Source organism: Nocardia bhagyanarayanae, from assembly GCF_006716565.1.
Classification (GTDB): domain Bacteria; phylum Actinomycetota; class Actinomycetes; order Mycobacteriales; family Mycobacteriaceae; genus Nocardia; species Nocardia bhagyanarayanae.
The window spans coordinates 5,380,663-5,397,973 of sequence record NZ_VFPG01000001.1 but is presented as its reverse complement, the minus strand read 5'-3'; the positions used below and the strand labels follow the sequence as shown (position 1 = coordinate 5,397,973).

Below are 17,311 nucleotides of genomic sequence, written 5' to 3'. Positions count from 1 at the left end.
CCCCAGACAGGTGGGACACATGAGCAACCAGGTATTGGTCACCGGCGCAACGGGATTCATCGCCGGACACGTCATCGCGGAACTTCTCGAACACGGCTACCGGGTCCGCGCCACCGTGCGCGACCTCGCGAACACCGGCAAGCGCGCGCACCTCGTCGAGCTCGCACGCCGGCTCGGCGCGGACCTCGAGTTCGTCGCCGCCGATCTCGACCACGACGCGGGCTGGAGCGAGGCCGTCGCGGGCTGCGCGTACGTGCTGCACGTTGCCTCGCCGTTCCCGTCGTACGTCCCCGACGACGAGCGCGAACTCGTCGAACCGGCCGTCCAGGGCACTTTGCGCGTGCTGCGCGCGGCCGCCGAGGAGCCGGGGGTGCGCCGGGTGGTGCTCACCTCCTCGGTCGCCGCGATCGCCTACGGCCACGACGTGGACGAGGTGCGCACCGAGGCGGACTGGTCGGTGGTGGATCGGATTCCGCCCTACCAGAAGAGCAAGACGCTGGCCGAACGCGCGGCGTGGGACTTCGTCGGCGGTCTGCCCGCCGAGCGCGGACTCGAGCTGGCGGCGGTGAACCCGGGCATGGTGCTCGGACCGCTGCAGAGCCCCGTCACCAGCACCTCCCACGAGCCGATCCGGCGGCTGATGGCGCGCGACGTCCCCGGCTCGATTCGCACCGGCTGGACACCGGTCGACGTGCGCGATCTCGCCGTGGCGCACCGGCTGGCGATGGAACTGCCGCAGGCCGCGGGCAATCGGTACATCTGCGCGGCCGACGCGCTGTGGATGGCCGAGCTGGCCCGCATCCTCGCGGACGAATACAACCCGCGCGGCCTGCGGGTGCCCACCCGGGTGCTGCCCGATTGGCTGATCCGGTTCATCGCCCGCTTCGACAAGGGCGTGCGGTTGGCCGTTCCGGTGCTGGGCCGCACCGAACTGGTCAGCGCGGACAAGGCGCGCACGGAACTCGGCTGGACCATGCGTCCCGTCCGGGAGACCGTGCTCGACACCGCCGAGAGCCTGCTCACCTTCGGCATCGTCGACGCGCCCGGGCTGCGGCCGAAGGCGATCGCGCCGCGCCCGGCCTCGAACGCAATCGGCGCCTGAGGGATTCGGGCATGCTGACCGCGACTATCGTCCTGGCGATCCTAGGCTTCGGCCGCCGCTGGTTCCGCCGCGATGGGAACGCCTCGAATGCCGAGGGGCAGGCGCGACGCACCCGCCGCCTCGACGCAGCGGCCTTGCGCCGCTTCGGCCGCAGCACGATACAACGCCCGGTGCCCGCGCTGAGCGCGGCGGTGGCGCTGCTCGGCGTGGCCGTCGCGGCGAGCGCGATCGCGCAGTGCTGAACTCGTGCGGTGGCCTCGGGTGACGGGCGCGCCGAGCCGACGGGTAGACAGTTCTGGTGACAGTGCAGCGTCCTCTCCGTTTCGGCGTGAACATGGTGACGTCGGAGTCCAGGTCCCGATGGGTCGAAAAGTGCCGTAGGGCCGAAGAACTCGGCTTCGACGTGATCGGGGTCGCCGACCACCTCGGCCTGCCCGCGCCGTTTCCCGCCATGATCGTGGCCGCCGAGGCCACCGAGCGGGTGCGGCTCAACACCTTCGTGCTCAACACCGCCTTCTACAACCCGGTGCTGCTGGCCCGCGACGCGGCGGGCGCGGATCAGCTCACCGACGGGCGCGTGGAACTCGGGCTCGGCGCGGGTTATGTCCGCGCCGAGTTCGACGCCGCGGGAATCCCTTTCGAGAGCGGCGGCAAGCGGGTGCGGCACCTCGAGCACACCGTGACCACACTGCGTAAGCTGTTCGCCGACCCGGACTACCAGCCGCGCCCGGCGCAGCCCTCGGGCCCGCCGCTGCTAGTGGCGGGGTGGGGCGACCGGCTGCTGAAGCTCGCCGCCGAACAAGCGGACATCGTCGCCTTCGCGGGCGGGGGAGCGGTGACGCCCGGCGGCCCCGTGCGACTCGCCGACGAGGACGAAACAGCCGAGCGGGTGGCCTATGTCGACGGGCTGCTCGGCGATCGCGCGGGCGAGGTCGAATTCAATCTGCTGTTGCAGCGCGTTGTTTCACGGGAAGAATGGCCAGCGCTGGCCGACGCGTACGCCCCGGCGCTGCCGCCCTCGGCCGCCGACAGCCCCGAGCGGGTCCCGACCCTGCTCATCGGTTCCCCGGACGAGGCAGCCGACCGTATCCGAGAGCTGGGCGAGCGCTTCGGATTCAGCTACTTCACCGTGCTGGAGAACAGCATGGAGCAGTTCGCGCCGGTCCTCGCCCGCCTGCGCTGACGCGGTTGCGGCCTACGCGGGCCGCTGCCACAGCAACGTGTAGCGCCACATGAGACGACGCCGGATCCGCGCGCCGGGCAGGATCGCGGCGGCGGATTTCCGGATGTCGTCGAGCGTGTCCACCGGATCTCGCAGCGGCACATCCGGACCGCTCGGGCGCGGCGGAAAGTGATCGATGGCCCAGATCAGCGGCAGCATCGGAAAATAGTGAGCGTCGCGTAGCGGCGTCATCTTCCACAGTCCGACCACGGCCAACGTGCCGCCGGGGGCGACGAGGCGGCGCAAGGCCGTCAGACCCTCCACGAGTGGCACGTGGTGCAGTGTCGCGACGGCTGTCACATAGTCGAAAGTGCCAGGGAATTCCCGGAAGTCGGCTTGTTCGAAGCGCACCCCGTTCGCTCCCGACGCCTGTTCCAGCGCGCCCGAGTCCGCGTCGATCCCGACTACCTCGCGGCCACCCGTCGCCAACTTCCTTGCCAGAAGCCCGTCGCCGCAACCCACGTCGAGCGCGGTCCGCGCGGACGTCGGCGCCTTGGCGAGTAGCCACGGGTGATAGCGGGTGTTGTGATTCCAATACGGGTCGCGGGTCACTTCACGACTCTACGGACGCGCTTCCGCGCGACTGTGATAGCGATTCGCCTAATATGTGACCTTCATCACTGAACACCGGGCATTTTGTCGGTGCGCGATGGCATGGTGTCCGGTATGCCTTCTACCGATTCGGCCGTTTCCGTCGATGTCATCCGGGTGCTCGGGGCCAGCGAGCACAACCTGCGCAACGTCTCGCTGGAGATTCCCAAGAACAAGATCACCGTCTTCACCGGCGTTTCCGGGTCGGGCAAGTCGTCCATCGTGTTCGACACCATCGCCGTGGAGTCGCAGCGGCAGCTCTACGCCACCTTCCCGGCGTTCGTGCTCAACTTCCTGCCGCGCTACGAGCGGCCGCACGCCGAGGCGATCGAGAACCTGACCGCGCCGGTGATCATCGACCAGCAGCCGGTCGGCGGCGGCCCGCGCTCCACGGTCGGCACCATGACCGACATCTACTCGATGGTGCGCGCCATGTTCGCCCGATTCGGTTCGCCCTCGGCCGGATTCGTCTACAACTACTCGTTCAACGTGCCCCAGGGCATGTGTCCGGACTGCGACGGGCTCGGCATGACGGTCCGCGCGGACCCGGACCGGCTGGTCGATCGCACCAAATCGCTCAACGAAGGCGCCATCCTGCTCCCCGGTTACGGTGTGGGCAGCGGTGATTGGCAGCTCTACGGCAATTCCGGGCGCTTCGATCCGGACAAGAAGCTGGCCGACTACACCGAGGCCGAGTACGAGGACTTCCTGTACGGCAGCGGCGGCAAGGTGGAGCTGACCTTCGCCAAGGGCACCTGGAAGGCCAATTACGAGGGACTCGCGGCGAAGTTCACCCGCACCCGCCTGCAACGCGACACCTCGACGCTCAGCGAGAAGACCCGCGAGCAGATGCAGAAATTCCTCACCGAGGGCGTGTGCCCGACCTGCCGAGGCGCCCGCCTCAACGCCGCCGCGCTGGCCACCCGGATCGAGGGCCGGAACATCGCCGACTGGTCGCGCATGCAGATCACCGACCTGATGGCGGTGCTCGACGAGATCACCGACCCGGCCGCGCTCGGCCTCGCCGACGCCATCCGCACCGCGCTGCGCCGGGTCGCCGACATCGGACTCGGGTACCTCAGCCTGGACCGGCCCACCTCGACCCTGTCGGGCGGCGAGGGCCAGCGGCTCAAGATGATCAAGCATCTGTCCAGCACGCTGATCGGGATGACCTACATCTTCGACGAGCCCAGCGTCGGGCTGCACCCCCGCGACGTCGGCAGGCTCAACAACCTGCTGAAAGCGTTGCGGGACAAGGGCAACACCGTGCTGGTGGTCGAGCACGACCCGGATGTCATCCAGATCGCCGACCACGTGGTCGACGTCGGCCCGCGCGCCGGCGTGCACGGCGGGCAGGTGGTGTTCCAGGGCAGCTTCACCGAGCTGCGCGCCGCCGATACGCCGACCGGCGCGGGGCTGCGCAGGCCCTTCACCGTCAAAGAAACCTTCCGAGCCGCCACCGGCGAGCTGCTGATCGAGCACGCGAGCGTGCACAACCTGCGCGATGTCACCGTCGGTATCCCCACCGGCATCCTGACCTCGGTCACCGGCGTGGCGGGCTCGGGCAAGAGCAGCCTCATCCGGGACGTGTTCGTGCGCCAACATCCCGAGGCGCTGTTCGTGGACCAGTCGCCGATCGCGGCGTCGTCCCGGTCGACGCCGGCGACCTATCTGGGGTTGATGGATCCCATCCGCAAGCTGTTCGCCAAGGCGACGGGCGAATCGCCGAGCCTGTTCAGCTTCAACTCCGACGGTGCGTGCAAGCAGTGCGAGGGGCGCGGTGTGATCATCACCGAGATCGCCTACATGGATCCGGTCACCACGCACTGCGACGCCTGCGACGGCCGCCGCTTCTCCGAGGACGTGCTCGGGCACACGCTGCGCGGCAAATCCATCGCGGACGTGCTGGAGATGTCGGCGGAGGAGGCGCTCGCCTTCTTCACGGAGAAAGCGCTGAACACCAAGCTGCGCACCATGAACGACGTCGGCCTCGAGTACCTGAGCCTCGGCCAGGCGATGAGCACGCTCTCCGGCGGCGAGCGCCAGCGCATCAAACTCGCCACCCAGTTGCAGAACACCGGCTCGATCTATGTGCTCGACGAGCCGACCACCGGCCTGCACATGTCCGATGTCGACACCTTGCTCGCGCTCATGGACGGCCTCGTCGAACGCGGCAACACCGTCGTCGTCATCGAACACAACCTCGACGTCGTCGCCCACTCCGACTGGGTGATCGACCTCGGCCCCGACGGCGGCAAAGACGGCGGCCGAATAGTCTTCACCGGCACCCCCGCCGACCTCCTGAACCACCCCACCTCGCTGACCGGCGAATACTTGCGCAAGTACAAGGCGGCCTGACCCGATCCCGCGGCCGCAACGACGAGGATCGTTGCGGCCGCGCATGTTTCCGGCCGCTGGTGCACCGTTAGGATGCGGCAATGCGTGTGCGGAAGGGGGAGGGGCGGCGGGCGGATACGGTGTTTCGGTCGTGGCGGACGACGGTGGGAGTGGCGGCGGCGTGTTCGGGGCTCGCCGCGATCTGTGTGCTCGCGATCGTGACCGATACGGCGGTGATCGCGGGGAAGATCGGGGCGCTGGTTTTTCTCGCGATCGGTGCGGAGATGGCGTGGTCGGGGCTGCGGCGCAGGCCGGATCTGGTGATCACCGACGATGCCGTGGAGCATCGGGCGTTCGGGCGGATCGCGTGGTCGACGGTGGATCACGTCCGGGTGCGCCGGTGTCCGGGTGGCGACGCTGTCGACCTGGTGCTGGCGCATCCGGATCGCGAGTACGCGATCGCCACCGCGCCGTCCATTCCGATGACCTCGCTGTCGGTCCCGCTGCTGAAGGTCACCGAGGCGATGCGCGAGCACCGGCCGGAACTGGAGATCGTCGCCGACTGACCGGCGCGGCCGACGCCGAAACTCGTTCCGGCAGAACGCGTCAGAACATGCGCATGTAGTGCCCGAGCAGACCGGCCGCATCGAGCATGGCGAGACCCCGCGCGGTGAGTTTTCGTTGCCAGTCGTCCAGGGCGGCGGCCAATTCGGCTGTGCCACCGGCACTTCGGATCTGCTGGACCACGGCGGCGATCTGCTCGAGCGGATAGCCGCCGCGCCGGAGCAGATGCGCGAGCTCGGCGTCGCGGATGTCGCTCGCACTGTAGCGGCGGTATCCGGTGGCCGGGTCACGCATTGGGGTGAGGATGCCGACGCCTTCCCAATTGCGGAGGGTCGCCGGAGTGAGGCGGAGCCGGTGCGCGAGTTCGCGGATGGTTCGGCTGTCGGCGTCTTCCGCGCGATCGGCGACGGTGTGGGATGCCGCCGTCAGGTGATTCACCGCTCGCCGCACCGAGTCGAGGGTTTCCCGGTCGCGAAGCAGCTGGCCGTGGCCGCTGTCGATGAGGCGGAGGGCGTCGTCGAGCGCGTCGTCGTGGAGCGCGTTCATGATCCGGCCCGCGGTCGCGTGCCCGTACGCCGCGACGAGACCCAGATAGGCGCGCAGCGCCGCCGCGTGCGCCTCGGTGTAGATCCGGTAGCCGCTGGGTGTGCGCTCGGCGGGCGGGAGAAACCCGTCGCGCTCGTAATTCCGGACCGCCTGGGTCGAGAGGCCGTGCTCGCGAGCCAGATCGGAGGGCCGCAAAATTTTCACCGGTTCGAGACTTTACCTCACCGGTGCGAGGTCGTAGCCGCGGAAGCCTCAACCGGCCTTTCAACGATACGATCGAAACACATGAGTCAGGACATTGGAGACTTCGTATCCGCGTCATGTGAGCTGGTCGCGCTCGGTGAGCCGACGCACCGGGAACCGTCCTTCGGGTTCGCCCGCAACGAGCTGTTCGCCCAGCTGGTCGACCGCGGCTTCCGCTCGATCGCGTTGGAAACCGACCGCGTCGCCGCGCTCATCGTCGACGACTTCGTCCGGAACGGTGTCGGCAGCCTCGACACCGCGATGAGCGAAGGCTTCTCGCACAACTTCGGCGAACAGGCCGCCAACCGGGAACTGGTCGCCTGGATGCGCGAATACAACCGAGACCGACCGCCATTGGAGCGCTTGGCGTTTCACGGTTTCGACGCACCGATGGAGAACCCGGACGCACCCAGCCCGCGCCGCTTTCTCGAGCACGCCCGCGACTATCTGCGTCTCGATCTCGATCTGGCCCAACTCCTCGGCGCCGACGAACGCTGGGACCGAGCGGAGGCGATCATGGATCCGACCGTGTCGATCGGCGCGACGGCCGAGGCCGAGCGCCTGCGGGAGATCGCGGACGACATGCTCCTCGCGCTCTACGCGCGCGCACCGGAACTGATCGCGGCGACCTCACGCGCCGCGTGGCTGAACGCCGAGATCCACCTGACCGCCGGTCTCTGTCTGCTGCGCTATCACCGGCAGGCGGTCCACCAGGGCGACGAGCGGGTGCGCCTCTCGGGCCTGCTGGACATCCGCGAGACGGCGATGGCCCAGAACCTCTTCGACATCCGCAACATCGAGGCCCGGCGCGGCGGAACCATGGTCGGCGCCCACAACGCCCACCTACAGCGGAACCAGGGCACCATCCACATGGCGGGGATGGACTTCGGGTGGTTCGGTGCGGGCGCCATCGTGGGCTCCCTGCTGGGTGAGCGGTACGCCTTCATCGCCGGAAGCTTGGGCAGCAGCGAGACGCTCGGACTCGGCGAGCCCGAGCCGGGCACCTACGAGAGCGTCCTGCAGAGCCGCATCGCAGGCTGGGGTCTGGCACCGGCCGATGCGGTGACCTCCGCTCGCCCGCGCACCGACACCACCCCGCGGCAGGGCTACTCCCCGCTCGACCGAGCGATCCTCGACACCGCCGACGCGGTCCTGCACATCGATACCGGTTCTCGATCAGAGCGAGCCTGACGAGGAGGATGCCGCGGCCGCCGCGAATTCAGCGAGCCAGGAAGGGAATTCGGTGAGGTCGCGCAGGACGACATCGGCGCCCGCGGCCAGCAGTTCGGCGGCGTCGCAGGGCCCGGTGGTGACGCCGACCGCGAACGCGTCGGCGGCCTTGGCGCCGCGCATGTCGCCCGCGTGGTCGCCGACGTAGATCGCCGCGCCTTGCGCGCGCAGGACCTCGGCCTTGCCGGTGGACCACAATCCACCGGCGAGGTGGTCGATTCGCCAGCCGAGCGCGTCGAGATGGAGTTGCGCGTGCGGTTGGTGCTTGCCGGTCACGACCATCAGCCGCCCGTCGCGCGCGGTCACCGCGGCGAGCGCGGCCTCCGCGCCGGGCAGGGCGGGGATGCGCGACACCACGTCGGGATACAGCTCGCGGTAGCGGGTGATCAGTGCGGGAATGAGCTCGTCGGGCGCGCCCGCCTCGGCGAGCAGCAGGGCCAGCGGCGGCCCGAGCCGCTCCACGAAGTCGGCCCCGCGTAACGGGAGCTGGAATTCCGCGGCGACGGTGTCGATGGCGTAGGAGACTCCCGGTCGCGAATCGATCAGGGTCATGTCGAGGTCGAAGCCGACGGTCCAGGTCACCGCTCGACTCTATCCGGCCGGTCAGTCCGTGCAGCGGGTCCCGTCCGGCGGGAGCGTCCCGTCGTAGAGGTAGGCGATGACGATGGCGTCCACGCAGGCCGAACCGTTGTCGAAGGCGATGTGGCCGTCGTGCTCGCTGACCACCAGCACGGCGTCGGCCAAGGTGGCGGCGACGTTCTCCGCGTCCTCGACCGTGGTCGCCAGATCGCCGCTGTTGTTCAGCAGCAGGATGGGCGGCGCGCCCGCCGCGTCCACGCCCGCCGACTTCTGGGTCGGCCGGACCGGCCAGAACAGGCACAGCGGAGTGCTGAACACCCGGTTCACGCCGAACAGCGGTGAGCGCACGGCGGCCCACTCGGCCTCCAGCGCCAGATCCCGGAGGATCGCGTCTTCGGGCTTCGAGCGCCAAGCGGCCGGGTCGTCGTTCATGCACTCTACGGCCCAGAACGCCGGATCGGACGAGCTGTAGCGGCCGTCCTCGCGGCCGACGTAGAAGTCGGCGAGCTCCGCGAGCCCGGTGCCGTCGCCGCGCAGGGCGTCGGCGAAGGCGCGCTCGAACCGCGGCCAGTACCGCTCGTCGTAGGTCGCCATGAAGATGCCGAGCAAAGCCAGATTGGAACCGACGCGGCGGCCGTCGGAGGCCGGAATGGGCTCGGCGTCCACCCGGTCGATCAGGTCGATCAGCCGGCGCATGGCGGCGTCCGGGTCGTCGCCGAGGGGGCAGTCCTCGCGTCGCGCGCACGCTTCGAGAATGCTGTGCACCAAGCGATCCCGCGCCGAGATCGCACCGGGCACGGGAGCGTCGGATGCGTCGAGCGAGTTCCACCGGTCCGGTGTCAGGCTCGGGTCGTCGACGGAATCCAGCACCATTCGCCCGACCCGACCCGGGAACTGCTCGGCATACAGCTGCCCGAGCCGGGTGCCGTAGGAGAAGCCGAAGAAGTTCAGCTTCGCCTCGCCGAGCGCCGAGCGCATGATGTCCATATCGCGCACCACGAATTCGGTGCCGACGAATCCGAGCAGGCTGCCGGTGTTGCGCAGGCACGCGGTGGCGTAACGGCGGTGCGCCTCGGCGACCAGGCGGCGACCCGCGTCGTCCACCGGCGTGAAGTCGGTGGCCAAGTATTCGTCCATCGCGCGGTCGCCGAGACACCGGACAGGCGCGGTGCGGCCGACCCCGCGCGGGTCGAAACCGACCAGGTCGTAGCGGATACGGAATTTGCGAAGTCCGGTGTCGTCCGGGTTCAGCGCGGAAAGCACGTCCTCGTAACCGGATTCGCCGGGGCCGCCCGGGTTGGTGGTGAGCACCCCGATGCGCTGCGCGGGGTTGGTGGCGCGCAAACGCACCAGCGGCATGGTGAGGGCGGCGGCTTCCGGGCGGGCGTAATCGACGGGCACCCGGATCTCGGCGCACTCGGCCTCGCGTTGCTCACGGCACGGCGTCCACTCGACCCGCTGGGCCTCGTAATCCCGCAACGTGGGCAGTGGAGCGGGGGAGGGTCTCGCGCTGCCTTCCACACTCGGCGTGATGGAGCACCCTGTGGCGACCAGTGTCGCGACCGCGACGACGCTCAGCAATACGCACCGACTCGACCGCACCGTCGTCCCCCGATCCTCCGCGACACTCCGCGGGAACATCGCGCCGCGCCCGCCGAACGTTCCGAGCGGGTCCACTTCGAAGATAGCGAGAAAGCGGCGATCCGTGCGGATTGCCGCGCGCGGCACGGCCCGGCGGTACGTTGGACCTCACGCAGGTTTCGCCTCGCGGAAGGGCCACCTCGGAGATGGATTCGGATCTGCAGCAGCGGCTCGTGGCGTTGTTCCAGCGGACGGCGGCGACCGTGCCCGCCTACCGCGCCTTCCTCGACAGCCACGGCGTCGACGCGGCTTCGGTCGTCGACGGCACGGGATTCGCACGACTGCCGCTCGTCACGAAAGAGAACTACCACCAACGCTATTCGCTGCCGCAACGCTGCCGCGACGGCGATCTCGGGGCATGCGACCTGATCGCGGTGTCGTCCGGTTCGACGGGCACGCCGACCTTCTGGCCCCGCTCCGCCGCCGACGAGGCGGCCGCGACCCGCCGCTTCGAGCAGGTCCTCGTGCACGGTTTCGACGCCGCCCAGCGGCGCACCCTCGCCGTGGTGTGCTTCCCGCTCGGCACCTGGGTGGGCGGCCTCTACACGCTGTCCTGCCTGCGTGGGCTGGCCGCCGAACTGGCCATGACGATCGTGGCTCCCGGCAACAACAAGGCCGAGATACTGCGCGTGGTACCGGAGCTCGGCTCGCATTTCGACCAAGTGGTGCTCTTCGGCTATCCACCCTTCCTCAAGGACGTCATCGACACGGGGCTGCGCGAGGGCGTCGACTGGTCGCGTTACGCGGTGAAACTGGTGTGCGCGGGGGAGGTGTTCAGCGAGCAGTGGCGGGATCTCATGGGCAAGCGGGCGGGCCTGGATCCGGTGCACGATGTCGCCGCGCTCTACGGCACGGCCGACGGCGGCGTCCTCGGCAACGAGACGCCGCTCAGCGTGCGGACCCGGCGGTTCCTCGCCGAACATCCTGCGGCGGCGCGCGAGTTGTTCGGGGGTCAGCGGTTGCCGACGCTGATGCAGTACAACCCGGCCGATCGCTTCTTCGAAACCGTCGACGGGACATTGGTGTTCACCGCCGACTCCGGAGTGCCGCTGATCCGGTATCACCTCGCCGACGACGGCGGTGTCATCCCACACGAGCGCATGGTGGAGTTCTGCCGGGCGCACGGGTTCGAACCGGACGAGGAGACGGGTCCGGATCTGCCGTTCGTGTTCGTGTTCGGCCGCTCCATCCACGCGGTGTCGGTGTTCGGGGCCAATGTGTATCCCGAGACGGTGTCGCTCGGGTTGGAACGTGCGGAGATCAGCGAATGGGTCACCGGGAAGTTCGTGTTGGAGGCGTGGGAGGACGCCGATCGCAATCGGTTGCTACGGATCACGGTCGAGCTCGGGCCGGACGAGGCGAATACCGTCGAACGGACCCGGCTCGTCGCCAACGCCGTTCGAGACGAGTTGGTGACGCACAACAGCGAATACGCGAACTATGTCCCGGTCGAGCGGCATGTGCCGCATGTGGAGCTGCGGCCGATGGGGGATCCGGACTACTTCCCGGTGGGCGTCAAGCACCGGTATACCCGGTGAGGTGACGGCCTCCGAGCGGACCGACGCGAATCGCGTTCAGAACAGCCTTGATTCACGTGGAACTCCGGTTGCACTCGATGCCGCGACCCGAAAATCCCGGCGTGACAGTGCGATCTGCACCGAGTGCGGACCGGCACCACGTGTGGATCTGCGCGAACCGGCGATCGCTGGCACTGTGGACGCCATGACCCTCGGTTCCGATACCAAGATCCTTTCCATCGGCCTGCATCCGAGCCAGCTCGACTACAGCAGACTCGCCGGTCTGGACGAAGCCGAGCTGACCGCGCGGGTCGAGGCGGGGACGGCGATGCTGCGGGATTCGGGCTTCGACGTCGTGTCGTGCTCGGTTCCGGTCGATCCCGACGCGGCCGAGCAGATGCTGAAGGAGAGGCTGGCGGAGGCCGACTACGGGTTGGCGATGATCGGCGGCGGAGTGCGGATGCTGCCCGAGCAGACGCTGCTGTTCGAGCGCATCGTCAACGTGCTGACCGAGGCGTCGCCCGGCATCCGGCTGTGTTTCAACACGTCACCGGAAACGACGGTAAACGCATTGCTGCGCTGGGTGCGGCCGCGAGGGCGGGGCTAACTTCTCGGCGCGACCGGGACGCGGGTCGCGGCGAAGGCCGAGTGCTTGCGTCCGTAGCCGAGGTAGACCGCGACACCGATCGCCACCCAGATCGCGAACCGCACCCAGGTCAGCTCGTCCAGGGTGAACGCCATCAGCGCGCAGCCCAGCAGCGCGAGGATCGGCACCAACGGAACGAGCGGGGTGCGGAACGGACGCTCGCGGTTCGGCTCCAGCTTGCGCAGCACCAGCACCCCGACGCACACCACAGCGAAGGCCGACAGCGCGCCGATGTTCACCAGTTCGACCACGATGTCGATGGGCAGCAGGCCCGCGATGGCGGCACAGCCCACGCCGAGCACCAGGGTCAGCCGCACCGGCGTGGAGCGCCGGCCGGTGGCCGCGAGGCGGCGGGGGAGCAGGCCGTCGCGGCACATCGCGAAACTCAATCGCACCTGCGCGTAGACGATGAGCAGCAGGCCTTTGGTGAGCGCGATGATCGACGCGACGATGATGACGTTGCCGATCCAGCCGATGTTCAGCGCGCCGAAGGCGGTGGCGATCGGGGCGCCGTTGTTCAGGGTCGGGAACGGGGCGACGCCGGTGAGCACGGCGCTCACGAGCGCGTAGAGCAGTGTCGCGATGAGCACGGTGCCGATGATGGCGAAGGGCACGTCGCGCTTCGGGTTACGCGCCTCCTCGGCGGAGGCGGCGACCACGTCGAAACCGAGGAAGGCGAAGAACGCGATCGCCGCGCCGCCGATGACGCCGCTCCAGCCGAACGGCGCGAACGGGGCCCAGTTGCCCGGGTCGATGTGCGGGGCGCCGACGGCGACCACCAGCACCAGCACGCCGATCGTCACCGCGACCAGCGCCTTGGTGATGCGCGCGGTAAGCGAGACCTCGCCGACCAGTACGGCCACGATCGCGGCGATGATCAGCACCGCGGGCAGGTTCACCACACCGCCCTCGCCGGGCCCGGCGGTGATGGCGTGCGGGAGCGTGATGCCGAACATCGAATCCAGTGCCGACACCGTGGTGCCGGACCATCCGATCGCCACGGCCGCGCCCGCGATGACGAATTCCAGCAGGAGATTCCAGCCGACCAGGAACGCCGGTCCTTCCCCGAGAGTGGCGTAGGTGTAGGTGTAGGCGCTGCCCGAGACCGGGACCATCGCGGCGAGCTCGCTGTAGCAGAGCGCGACGAGCACGCAGACCAGACCGGCCAGTCCGAACGACAGCACGATCGACGGTCCCGCCTTCTCCGCGGCCGCAACGCCGGTGATGACGAAGATGCCCGCGCCGACGATGGTGCCCACGCCCATGGCGGTCAGGTCGATCCGCCCGAGGCTGCGTTTCAGCGACGAGCCGGAGCCGGGCAGGCTCGCGTCGTCGGGCGTGCGGCGGCGCCACCGTTGTTCTGCGCTGGTCATCGGTTTCCTCTCGGGGCGCGGTTCACCCGCCCCAGTACGAGATAGGGATCCTCGGCTCGGCCTTTGTGGGCCGAAGCCGAGGATCCATTCTCGTGGGTGCCTTCGCGGCGTCGATAACCGGGGGTTTGCAGAAGGTGCGTATCGGCAGCGACCGCACGCCGCGTCAGCTGGACGACGAGGCCGCGAACGGAGTCCCGACGCGCACCGGAGCGTCGCGGTGCGGATGCCGCCACAGACCCTTGCGCTCCAGGATCGGCAGCACCCCCTCGCCGAACCAGTACGCCTCCTCGAGATGGGGGTAGCCGGACAGGATGAAGTGGGTGATGCCGAGGCGCGAGTACTCGATCAGCCGCTCGGCGACCTCCTCGTGCGAACCGACCAGCGCGGTGCCCGCCCCGCCGCGCACCAGTCCGACACCGGCCCACAGATTCGGCGCGATCTCCAGCCGGTCGGCACTGCCGCCGTGCAGCTCCACCATCCTGCGCTGGCCCTCCGACTCGCTGCGGGCCAGGTTCGCCTGCACCCGTTCGATGTCCGCAGGATCGATGCCCTGTAGCAACCGATCGGCTTCGGCCCACGCCTGCTCGGAGGTGTCGCGGCTGATGACGTGGACGCGCAGGCCGTAGTCCAGGATGCGGCCGTGGTCGACCGCGAGTCGGCGGATCCACTCGAGCTTCCTGCTCACCGCGAGCAGCGGCTCGCCCCAGGTGAGATAGGTGTCGGCGTAACGCGCGGCCACCGGACCGGCCGGTTCCGACGAGCCACCGAAGAAGACCGGGGGAATCGGGTCGGGCCGGTTGGCGAGCAGTGCTTCGCGGACCCGGATGTGCTCGCCGTCGAACGTCACCGGTTCGGTCGACCGCCACAGTTCGCGCACGACGTGCAGGAACTCGCCGGTGCGCGCGTAGCGCTGTTCCTTGTCCAGGAAGTCGCCGTAGGCCTGCTGCTCGTGCGGTTCGCCTCCGGTCACCACGTTGAGCAGCAGCCTGCCGCGCGAGTGGCGCTGAAAGGTGCCCGCCATCTGCGCGGCCAACGTCGGACTGACCAGTCCGGGACGGAAGGCGACCAGGAATTTCAGCGTCTCCGTGGTCTCGACCAGCATCGCGGTGGTCAGCCAGGCGTCCTCGCACCAGGCGCCGGTCGGGGTCAGTACCGCCTCGAAGCCGTTGTCCTCGGCCGCGGCGCCGATCTGATTCAGGTAGCGCAGCGAGGCCGGGCGGTCGCCGGACATGAAGGTGCCGTGACCGCCCGCGACCAGACCGCGCGAATCGCCGTAGGTGGGCAGGAACCAGTGGAACGACAAACTCATGCGCGCGTCACTTCCTTCGGTGGATCGGGGGCATGCCGCAGTGGTTCATCGTCCCGACGGCGACTTCGGGGGTCACGGTTTGCGACCACCGTGGTTTTTATCGCCGATCAGGGCATTGGCGTTCTAGACGTTACTTCGAATAACATGTACCCTCGATTACCACGCTCGGACGACGGCGCCCGGGTGCGAGAACAGACGAAACGAGTACCCCAATGACGCGGCATGTCGACGTACTGATCATCGGCGCTGGCCTGTCCGGAATCGGCGTGGCCTGCCACCTCACCCGCGAGCGGACCGGACGCAGCTACGCGATCCTGGAACGGCGCAGCGCGATCGGCGGGACCTGGGACCTGTTCAAGTACCCCGGGATTCGCTCCGACTCGGACATGTACACCTTCGGCTACGGCTTCCGTCCCTGGCACGGCACCAAGGTGCTCGCCGACGGCCCGCACATCCGCCAGTACGTCGAGGACACCGCCGCCGAATACGGCGTCACCGAACACATCCGGTTCGGCCGTAAGGTGACCACCGCCCGCTGGTCCAGCGAGACCGAGCTGTGGACCGTGACCGCGCTCGACGAACAGACCGGCGCCACCGAGGAGTGGACCAGCAACTTCCTGGTCGGCTGCACCGGTTACTACGACTACGACAAGGGCTACCGCCCCGAGTTCCCCGGCGAGGAGAACTTCCGCGGGCAGATCGTGCACCCGCAGCACTGGCCCGAGGACCTGGACTACCGCGGCAAGCGCGTGGTCGTCATCGGCAGCGGCGCCACCGCGATCACGCTCATCCCGGCCATGGCAGACGACGCCGCGCACGTGACCATGCTGCAGCGCTCGCCCACCTACATCACCGCGCTGCCCGCCGACGATCCGGTCGCGGTGGGCATGAAGGCGGCCAAGGTGCCCGCCAAGCTCGCCTACCGGATCGGCCGGGCGCGCAACATCGCCTTGCAGCGCGCCAGTTTCCAGCTGTCCCGCACCAACCCGGCGGCGGCCAAGAAGCTGCTGCTCGCAGCGGTCCGGTTGCAGGTCGGCGCGGACCTGGACATGCGCCATTTCACGCCGACCTACAACCCGTGGGACCAGCGCCTGTGCGTGGTGCCCAACGGCGACCTGTTCAAGGTGCTGCGCAGCGGCAAGGCCTCGATCGCCACCGACCGCATCGACACCTTCACCGAGACCGGCATCCGGCTGGCCTCCGGCGAGGAGCTCGAGGCCGACATCGTCATCAGCGCGACCGGTCTCACCGTGCAGATGCTCGGCGGCGCGTCGCTCGAGATCGACGGCGAGCCGGTGGTGACCCGCGACCGCGTCGTCTACAAGGGCGCTCTGCTCGACGGCGTGCCCAACGCGATGATGGTGCTCGGCTACACCAACGCCTCGTGGACGCTCAAGGCCGATCTCGCCGCCGAGTACTTCTGCCGCCTGCTCAACCACCTGAAGGCCAATGGCCTGACCAAGTTCGTGGCGGTGGCCAAGGATGGCGACCGCGGCGCCGACTCGGTCATGGGCGGCGCGCTGACCTCCGGCTACATCAAGCGCGGCGACGCGGTGATGCCGCGCCAGGGCACCAACGGGCCGTGGCAGGTCGTCAACAACTACTTCCGTGACCGCGCCCTCCTGCGCAAGGCGCCGCTCGAGGACGGCGTGCTGACCTTCAGCTCTGCCGCCGATCGGCCCGGCGCGGTGCTCGAGACCCGCAGCGCCTGATCTCGGCAACACAGTCGATTGTCGGCCCGCCGATACGGCCCCTGAGGTCCAGTGACGCGAAAAGTCACGCTTAGCGGCTGGCGGGGCGGACCGATCGTTATTGTTCGATGAACTGCGGGCGGCGCTGGCCGCCATCGACGAGCTTGTGCCACAAGCGGATCCGGAATACGACTCCCAACGTCTCGAAGAGCTCGCGGGCCGGTTCTCCACGGTCCGCTCGTTCCTGCCCGTGATGATGCGCACCATCGAGTTCGGGCCACTGGCGACGGCAAACCGGTCCTGGCCGCGGTGGACAAACTGGCCGACATGCTCCCCGCAGCACACCCGCGGGCTGCCCGCCCGCTGGCTCGATGCCCGCCGGATCCACCACAACCTGGTCGGGGGCGGCTGGCAGCGGCTGGTGTATCCACCAGAGCGGCCGGAGCAGATCGTGGACCGCGCCGCGTACACGTTGTGCCTGCTCGAGCAGTTCCATCGGCGCCTGAAGTATCGCAACATCTTCGCCGAGCATTCCTCGAAGTGGCGCGACCCGCGCGCACATCTGCTGTCGGGGATGGCGTGGGAGGCCGCCCGCGGGTCGGGCGGGCGGCCGATCGCAGGTCAGGACTCTCCCCATTTGCGAGGATCAGGCAAGGCGAAGCCAGGATCGTTCTAGCGATTCCGCTGGTCACAGTGTTTGATTGGTGCGTCTCGTTCGAC

The 17,311-nt window shown here is 68.9% G+C and carries 16 protein-coding genes; 10 read left to right on the top strand and 6 right to left on the bottom strand.

Going from position 1 to position 17,311, the window contains the following annotated elements; all coding sequences use genetic code 11:
• The first annotated feature begins 19 nt into the window (after positions 1-19).
• Genes FB390_RS23580 through FB390_RS23570 form a run of 3 tightly spaced genes read left to right on the top strand, consistent with a single transcriptional unit; the run spans position 20 to position 2,285 of the window.
• Positions 20-1,102, top strand: a complete 1,083-nt coding sequence (locus FB390_RS23580) for an SDR family oxidoreductase (RefSeq protein ID WP_141810907.1) — start codon at positions 20-22, stop codon at positions 1,100-1,102.
• Between the two features lie 11 nt (positions 1,103-1,113).
• Positions 1,114-1,344: a hypothetical protein gene (locus FB390_RS23575; protein ID WP_141810906.1), complete on the top strand. Its 231-nt coding sequence runs from the start codon at positions 1,114-1,116 to the stop codon at positions 1,342-1,344.
• A gap of 56 nt (positions 1,345-1,400) precedes the next feature.
• The gene (locus tag FB390_RS23570) at positions 1,401-2,285 is read left to right on the top strand and encodes an LLM class F420-dependent oxidoreductase (RefSeq protein ID WP_141810905.1); all 885 of its coding nucleotides are present in this window, start codon (positions 1,401-1,403) and stop codon (positions 2,283-2,285) included.
• Between the two features lie 12 nt (positions 2,286-2,297).
• Here the strand turns inward: FB390_RS23570 and FB390_RS23565 are convergent, their stop codons facing one another.
• Entirely contained in the window at positions 2,298-2,876 is a 579-nt protein-coding gene (locus tag FB390_RS23565; RefSeq protein WP_141810904.1) for a class I SAM-dependent methyltransferase, read from the bottom strand.
• A 114-nt stretch (positions 2,877-2,990) separates the two neighbouring features.
• Here FB390_RS23565 and FB390_RS23560 point away from each other — a divergent pair, with 114 nt between their 5' ends.
• Both FB390_RS23560 and FB390_RS23555 read left to right on the top strand, forming a co-directional pair.
• Entirely contained in the window at positions 2,991-5,273 is a 2,283-nt protein-coding gene (locus FB390_RS23560; RefSeq protein ID WP_141810903.1) for an ATP-binding cassette domain-containing protein, read from the top strand.
• An 80-nt stretch (positions 5,274-5,353) separates the two neighbouring features.
• The gene (locus tag FB390_RS23555) at positions 5,354-5,818 is read left to right on the top strand and encodes a hypothetical protein (protein ID WP_141810902.1); all 465 of its coding nucleotides are present in this window, start codon (positions 5,354-5,356) and stop codon (positions 5,816-5,818) included.
• 40 nt (positions 5,819-5,858) lie between these two features.
• Here FB390_RS23555 and FB390_RS23550 read toward each other — a convergent pair whose 3' ends face one another.
• Positions 5,859-6,566, bottom strand: coding sequence for a TioE family transcriptional regulator (locus FB390_RS23550; protein WP_141810901.1), 708 nt, complete (start codon positions 6,564-6,566; stop codon positions 5,859-5,861).
• An 81-nt stretch (positions 6,567-6,647) separates the two neighbouring features.
• Here FB390_RS23550 and FB390_RS23545 point away from each other — a divergent pair, with 81 nt between their 5' ends.
• Positions 6,648-7,796, top strand: a complete 1,149-nt coding sequence (locus tag FB390_RS23545; RefSeq protein WP_141810900.1) for an erythromycin esterase family protein — start codon at positions 6,648-6,650, stop codon at positions 7,794-7,796.
• Here the strand turns inward: FB390_RS23545 and FB390_RS23540 are convergent.
• The gene (locus tag FB390_RS23540; protein ID WP_141810899.1) at positions 7,782-8,417 is read right to left on the bottom strand and encodes an HAD family hydrolase; all 636 of its coding nucleotides are present in this window, start codon (positions 8,415-8,417) and stop codon (positions 7,782-7,784) included. The two genes, FB390_RS23545 and FB390_RS23540, sit on opposite strands and share 15 nt — an antisense overlap.
• 21 nt (positions 8,418-8,438) lie before the next feature.
• Positions 8,439-9,893 carry an alpha/beta hydrolase gene (locus tag FB390_RS23535; RefSeq protein WP_185757148.1) on the bottom strand — a complete coding sequence of 485 codons (1,455 nt, stop codon included), beginning with the start codon at positions 9,891-9,893 and terminating at the stop codon, positions 8,439-8,441.
• A gap of 308 nt (positions 9,894-10,201) precedes the next feature.
• Here FB390_RS23535 and FB390_RS23530 point away from each other — a divergent pair, with 308 nt between their 5' ends.
• Both FB390_RS23530 and FB390_RS23525 read left to right on the top strand, forming a co-directional pair.
• Positions 10,202-11,593 carry a phenylacetate--CoA ligase family protein gene (locus FB390_RS23530; RefSeq protein WP_141810897.1) on the top strand — a complete coding sequence of 464 codons (1,392 nt, stop codon included), beginning with the start codon at positions 10,202-10,204 and terminating at the stop codon, positions 11,591-11,593.
• Position 11,594: 1 nt separating this feature from the next.
• A complete protein-coding gene (locus FB390_RS23525) occupies positions 11,595-12,179 on the top strand; it encodes a hypothetical protein (RefSeq protein ID WP_221639352.1) in 585 nt (194 codons plus the stop codon).
• Here FB390_RS23525 and FB390_RS23520 read toward each other — a convergent pair.
• Complete coding sequence (locus FB390_RS23520) at positions 12,176-13,591, bottom strand: amino acid permease (RefSeq protein ID WP_141810896.1); 1,416 nt, start codon at positions 13,589-13,591, stop codon at positions 12,176-12,178. The genes FB390_RS23525 and FB390_RS23520 overlap by 4 nt on opposite strands.
• Positions 13,592-13,754: 163 nt before the next feature.
• On the bottom strand, positions 13,755-14,900 hold the full coding sequence (locus FB390_RS23515; protein ID WP_141810895.1) for an LLM class flavin-dependent oxidoreductase: 1,146 nt from the start codon (positions 14,898-14,900) through the stop codon (positions 13,755-13,757).
• Positions 14,901-15,112: 212 nt separating this feature from the next.
• Between FB390_RS23515 and FB390_RS23510 the strand changes: the two genes are divergently transcribed.
• Together FB390_RS23510 and FB390_RS23505 are read left to right on the top strand one after the other, a co-directional pair.
• Positions 15,113-16,612, top strand: coding sequence for a flavin-containing monooxygenase (locus FB390_RS23510; protein WP_141810894.1), 1,500 nt, complete (start codon positions 15,113-15,115; stop codon positions 16,610-16,612).
• 100 nt (positions 16,613-16,712) lie between these two features.
• Entirely contained in the window at positions 16,713-17,267 is a 555-nt protein-coding gene (locus tag FB390_RS23505; protein ID WP_141810893.1) for a hypothetical protein, read from the top strand.
• Positions 17,268-17,311: the final 44 nt, after the last annotated feature.

What these genes read in the sequence shown, in the direction of transcription:
- FB390_RS23580 (WP_141810907.1), top strand. Translation starts at nt 20, where the DNA reads ATGAGCAACCAGGTATTGGTCACCGGCGCAACGGGATTCATCGCCGGA.
- FB390_RS23575 (WP_141810906.1), top strand. Translation starts at nt 1,114, where the DNA reads ATGCTGACCGCGACTATCGTCCTGGCGATCCTAGGCTTCGGCCGCCGC.
- FB390_RS23560 (WP_141810903.1), top strand. Translation starts at nt 2,991, where the DNA reads ATGCCTTCTACCGATTCGGCCGTTTCCGTCGATGTCATCCGGGTGCTC.
- FB390_RS23555 (WP_141810902.1), top strand. Translation starts at nt 5,354, where the DNA reads ATGCGTGTGCGGAAGGGGGAGGGGCGGCGGGCGGATACGGTGTTTCGG.
- FB390_RS23545 (WP_141810900.1), top strand. Translation starts at nt 6,648, where the DNA reads ATGAGTCAGGACATTGGAGACTTCGTATCCGCGTCATGTGAGCTGGTC.
- FB390_RS23530 (WP_141810897.1), top strand. Translation starts at nt 10,202, where the DNA reads ATGGATTCGGATCTGCAGCAGCGGCTCGTGGCGTTGTTCCAGCGGACG.
- FB390_RS23520 (WP_141810896.1), bottom strand. Translation starts at nt 13,591, where the DNA reads ATGACCAGCGCAGAACAACGGTGGCGCCGCCGCACGCCCGACGACGCG.
- FB390_RS23515 (WP_141810895.1), bottom strand. Translation starts at nt 14,900, where the DNA reads ATGAGTTTGTCGTTCCACTGGTTCCTGCCCACCTACGGCGATTCGCGC.
- FB390_RS23510 (WP_141810894.1), top strand. Translation starts at nt 15,113, where the DNA reads ATGACGCGGCATGTCGACGTACTGATCATCGGCGCTGGCCTGTCCGGA.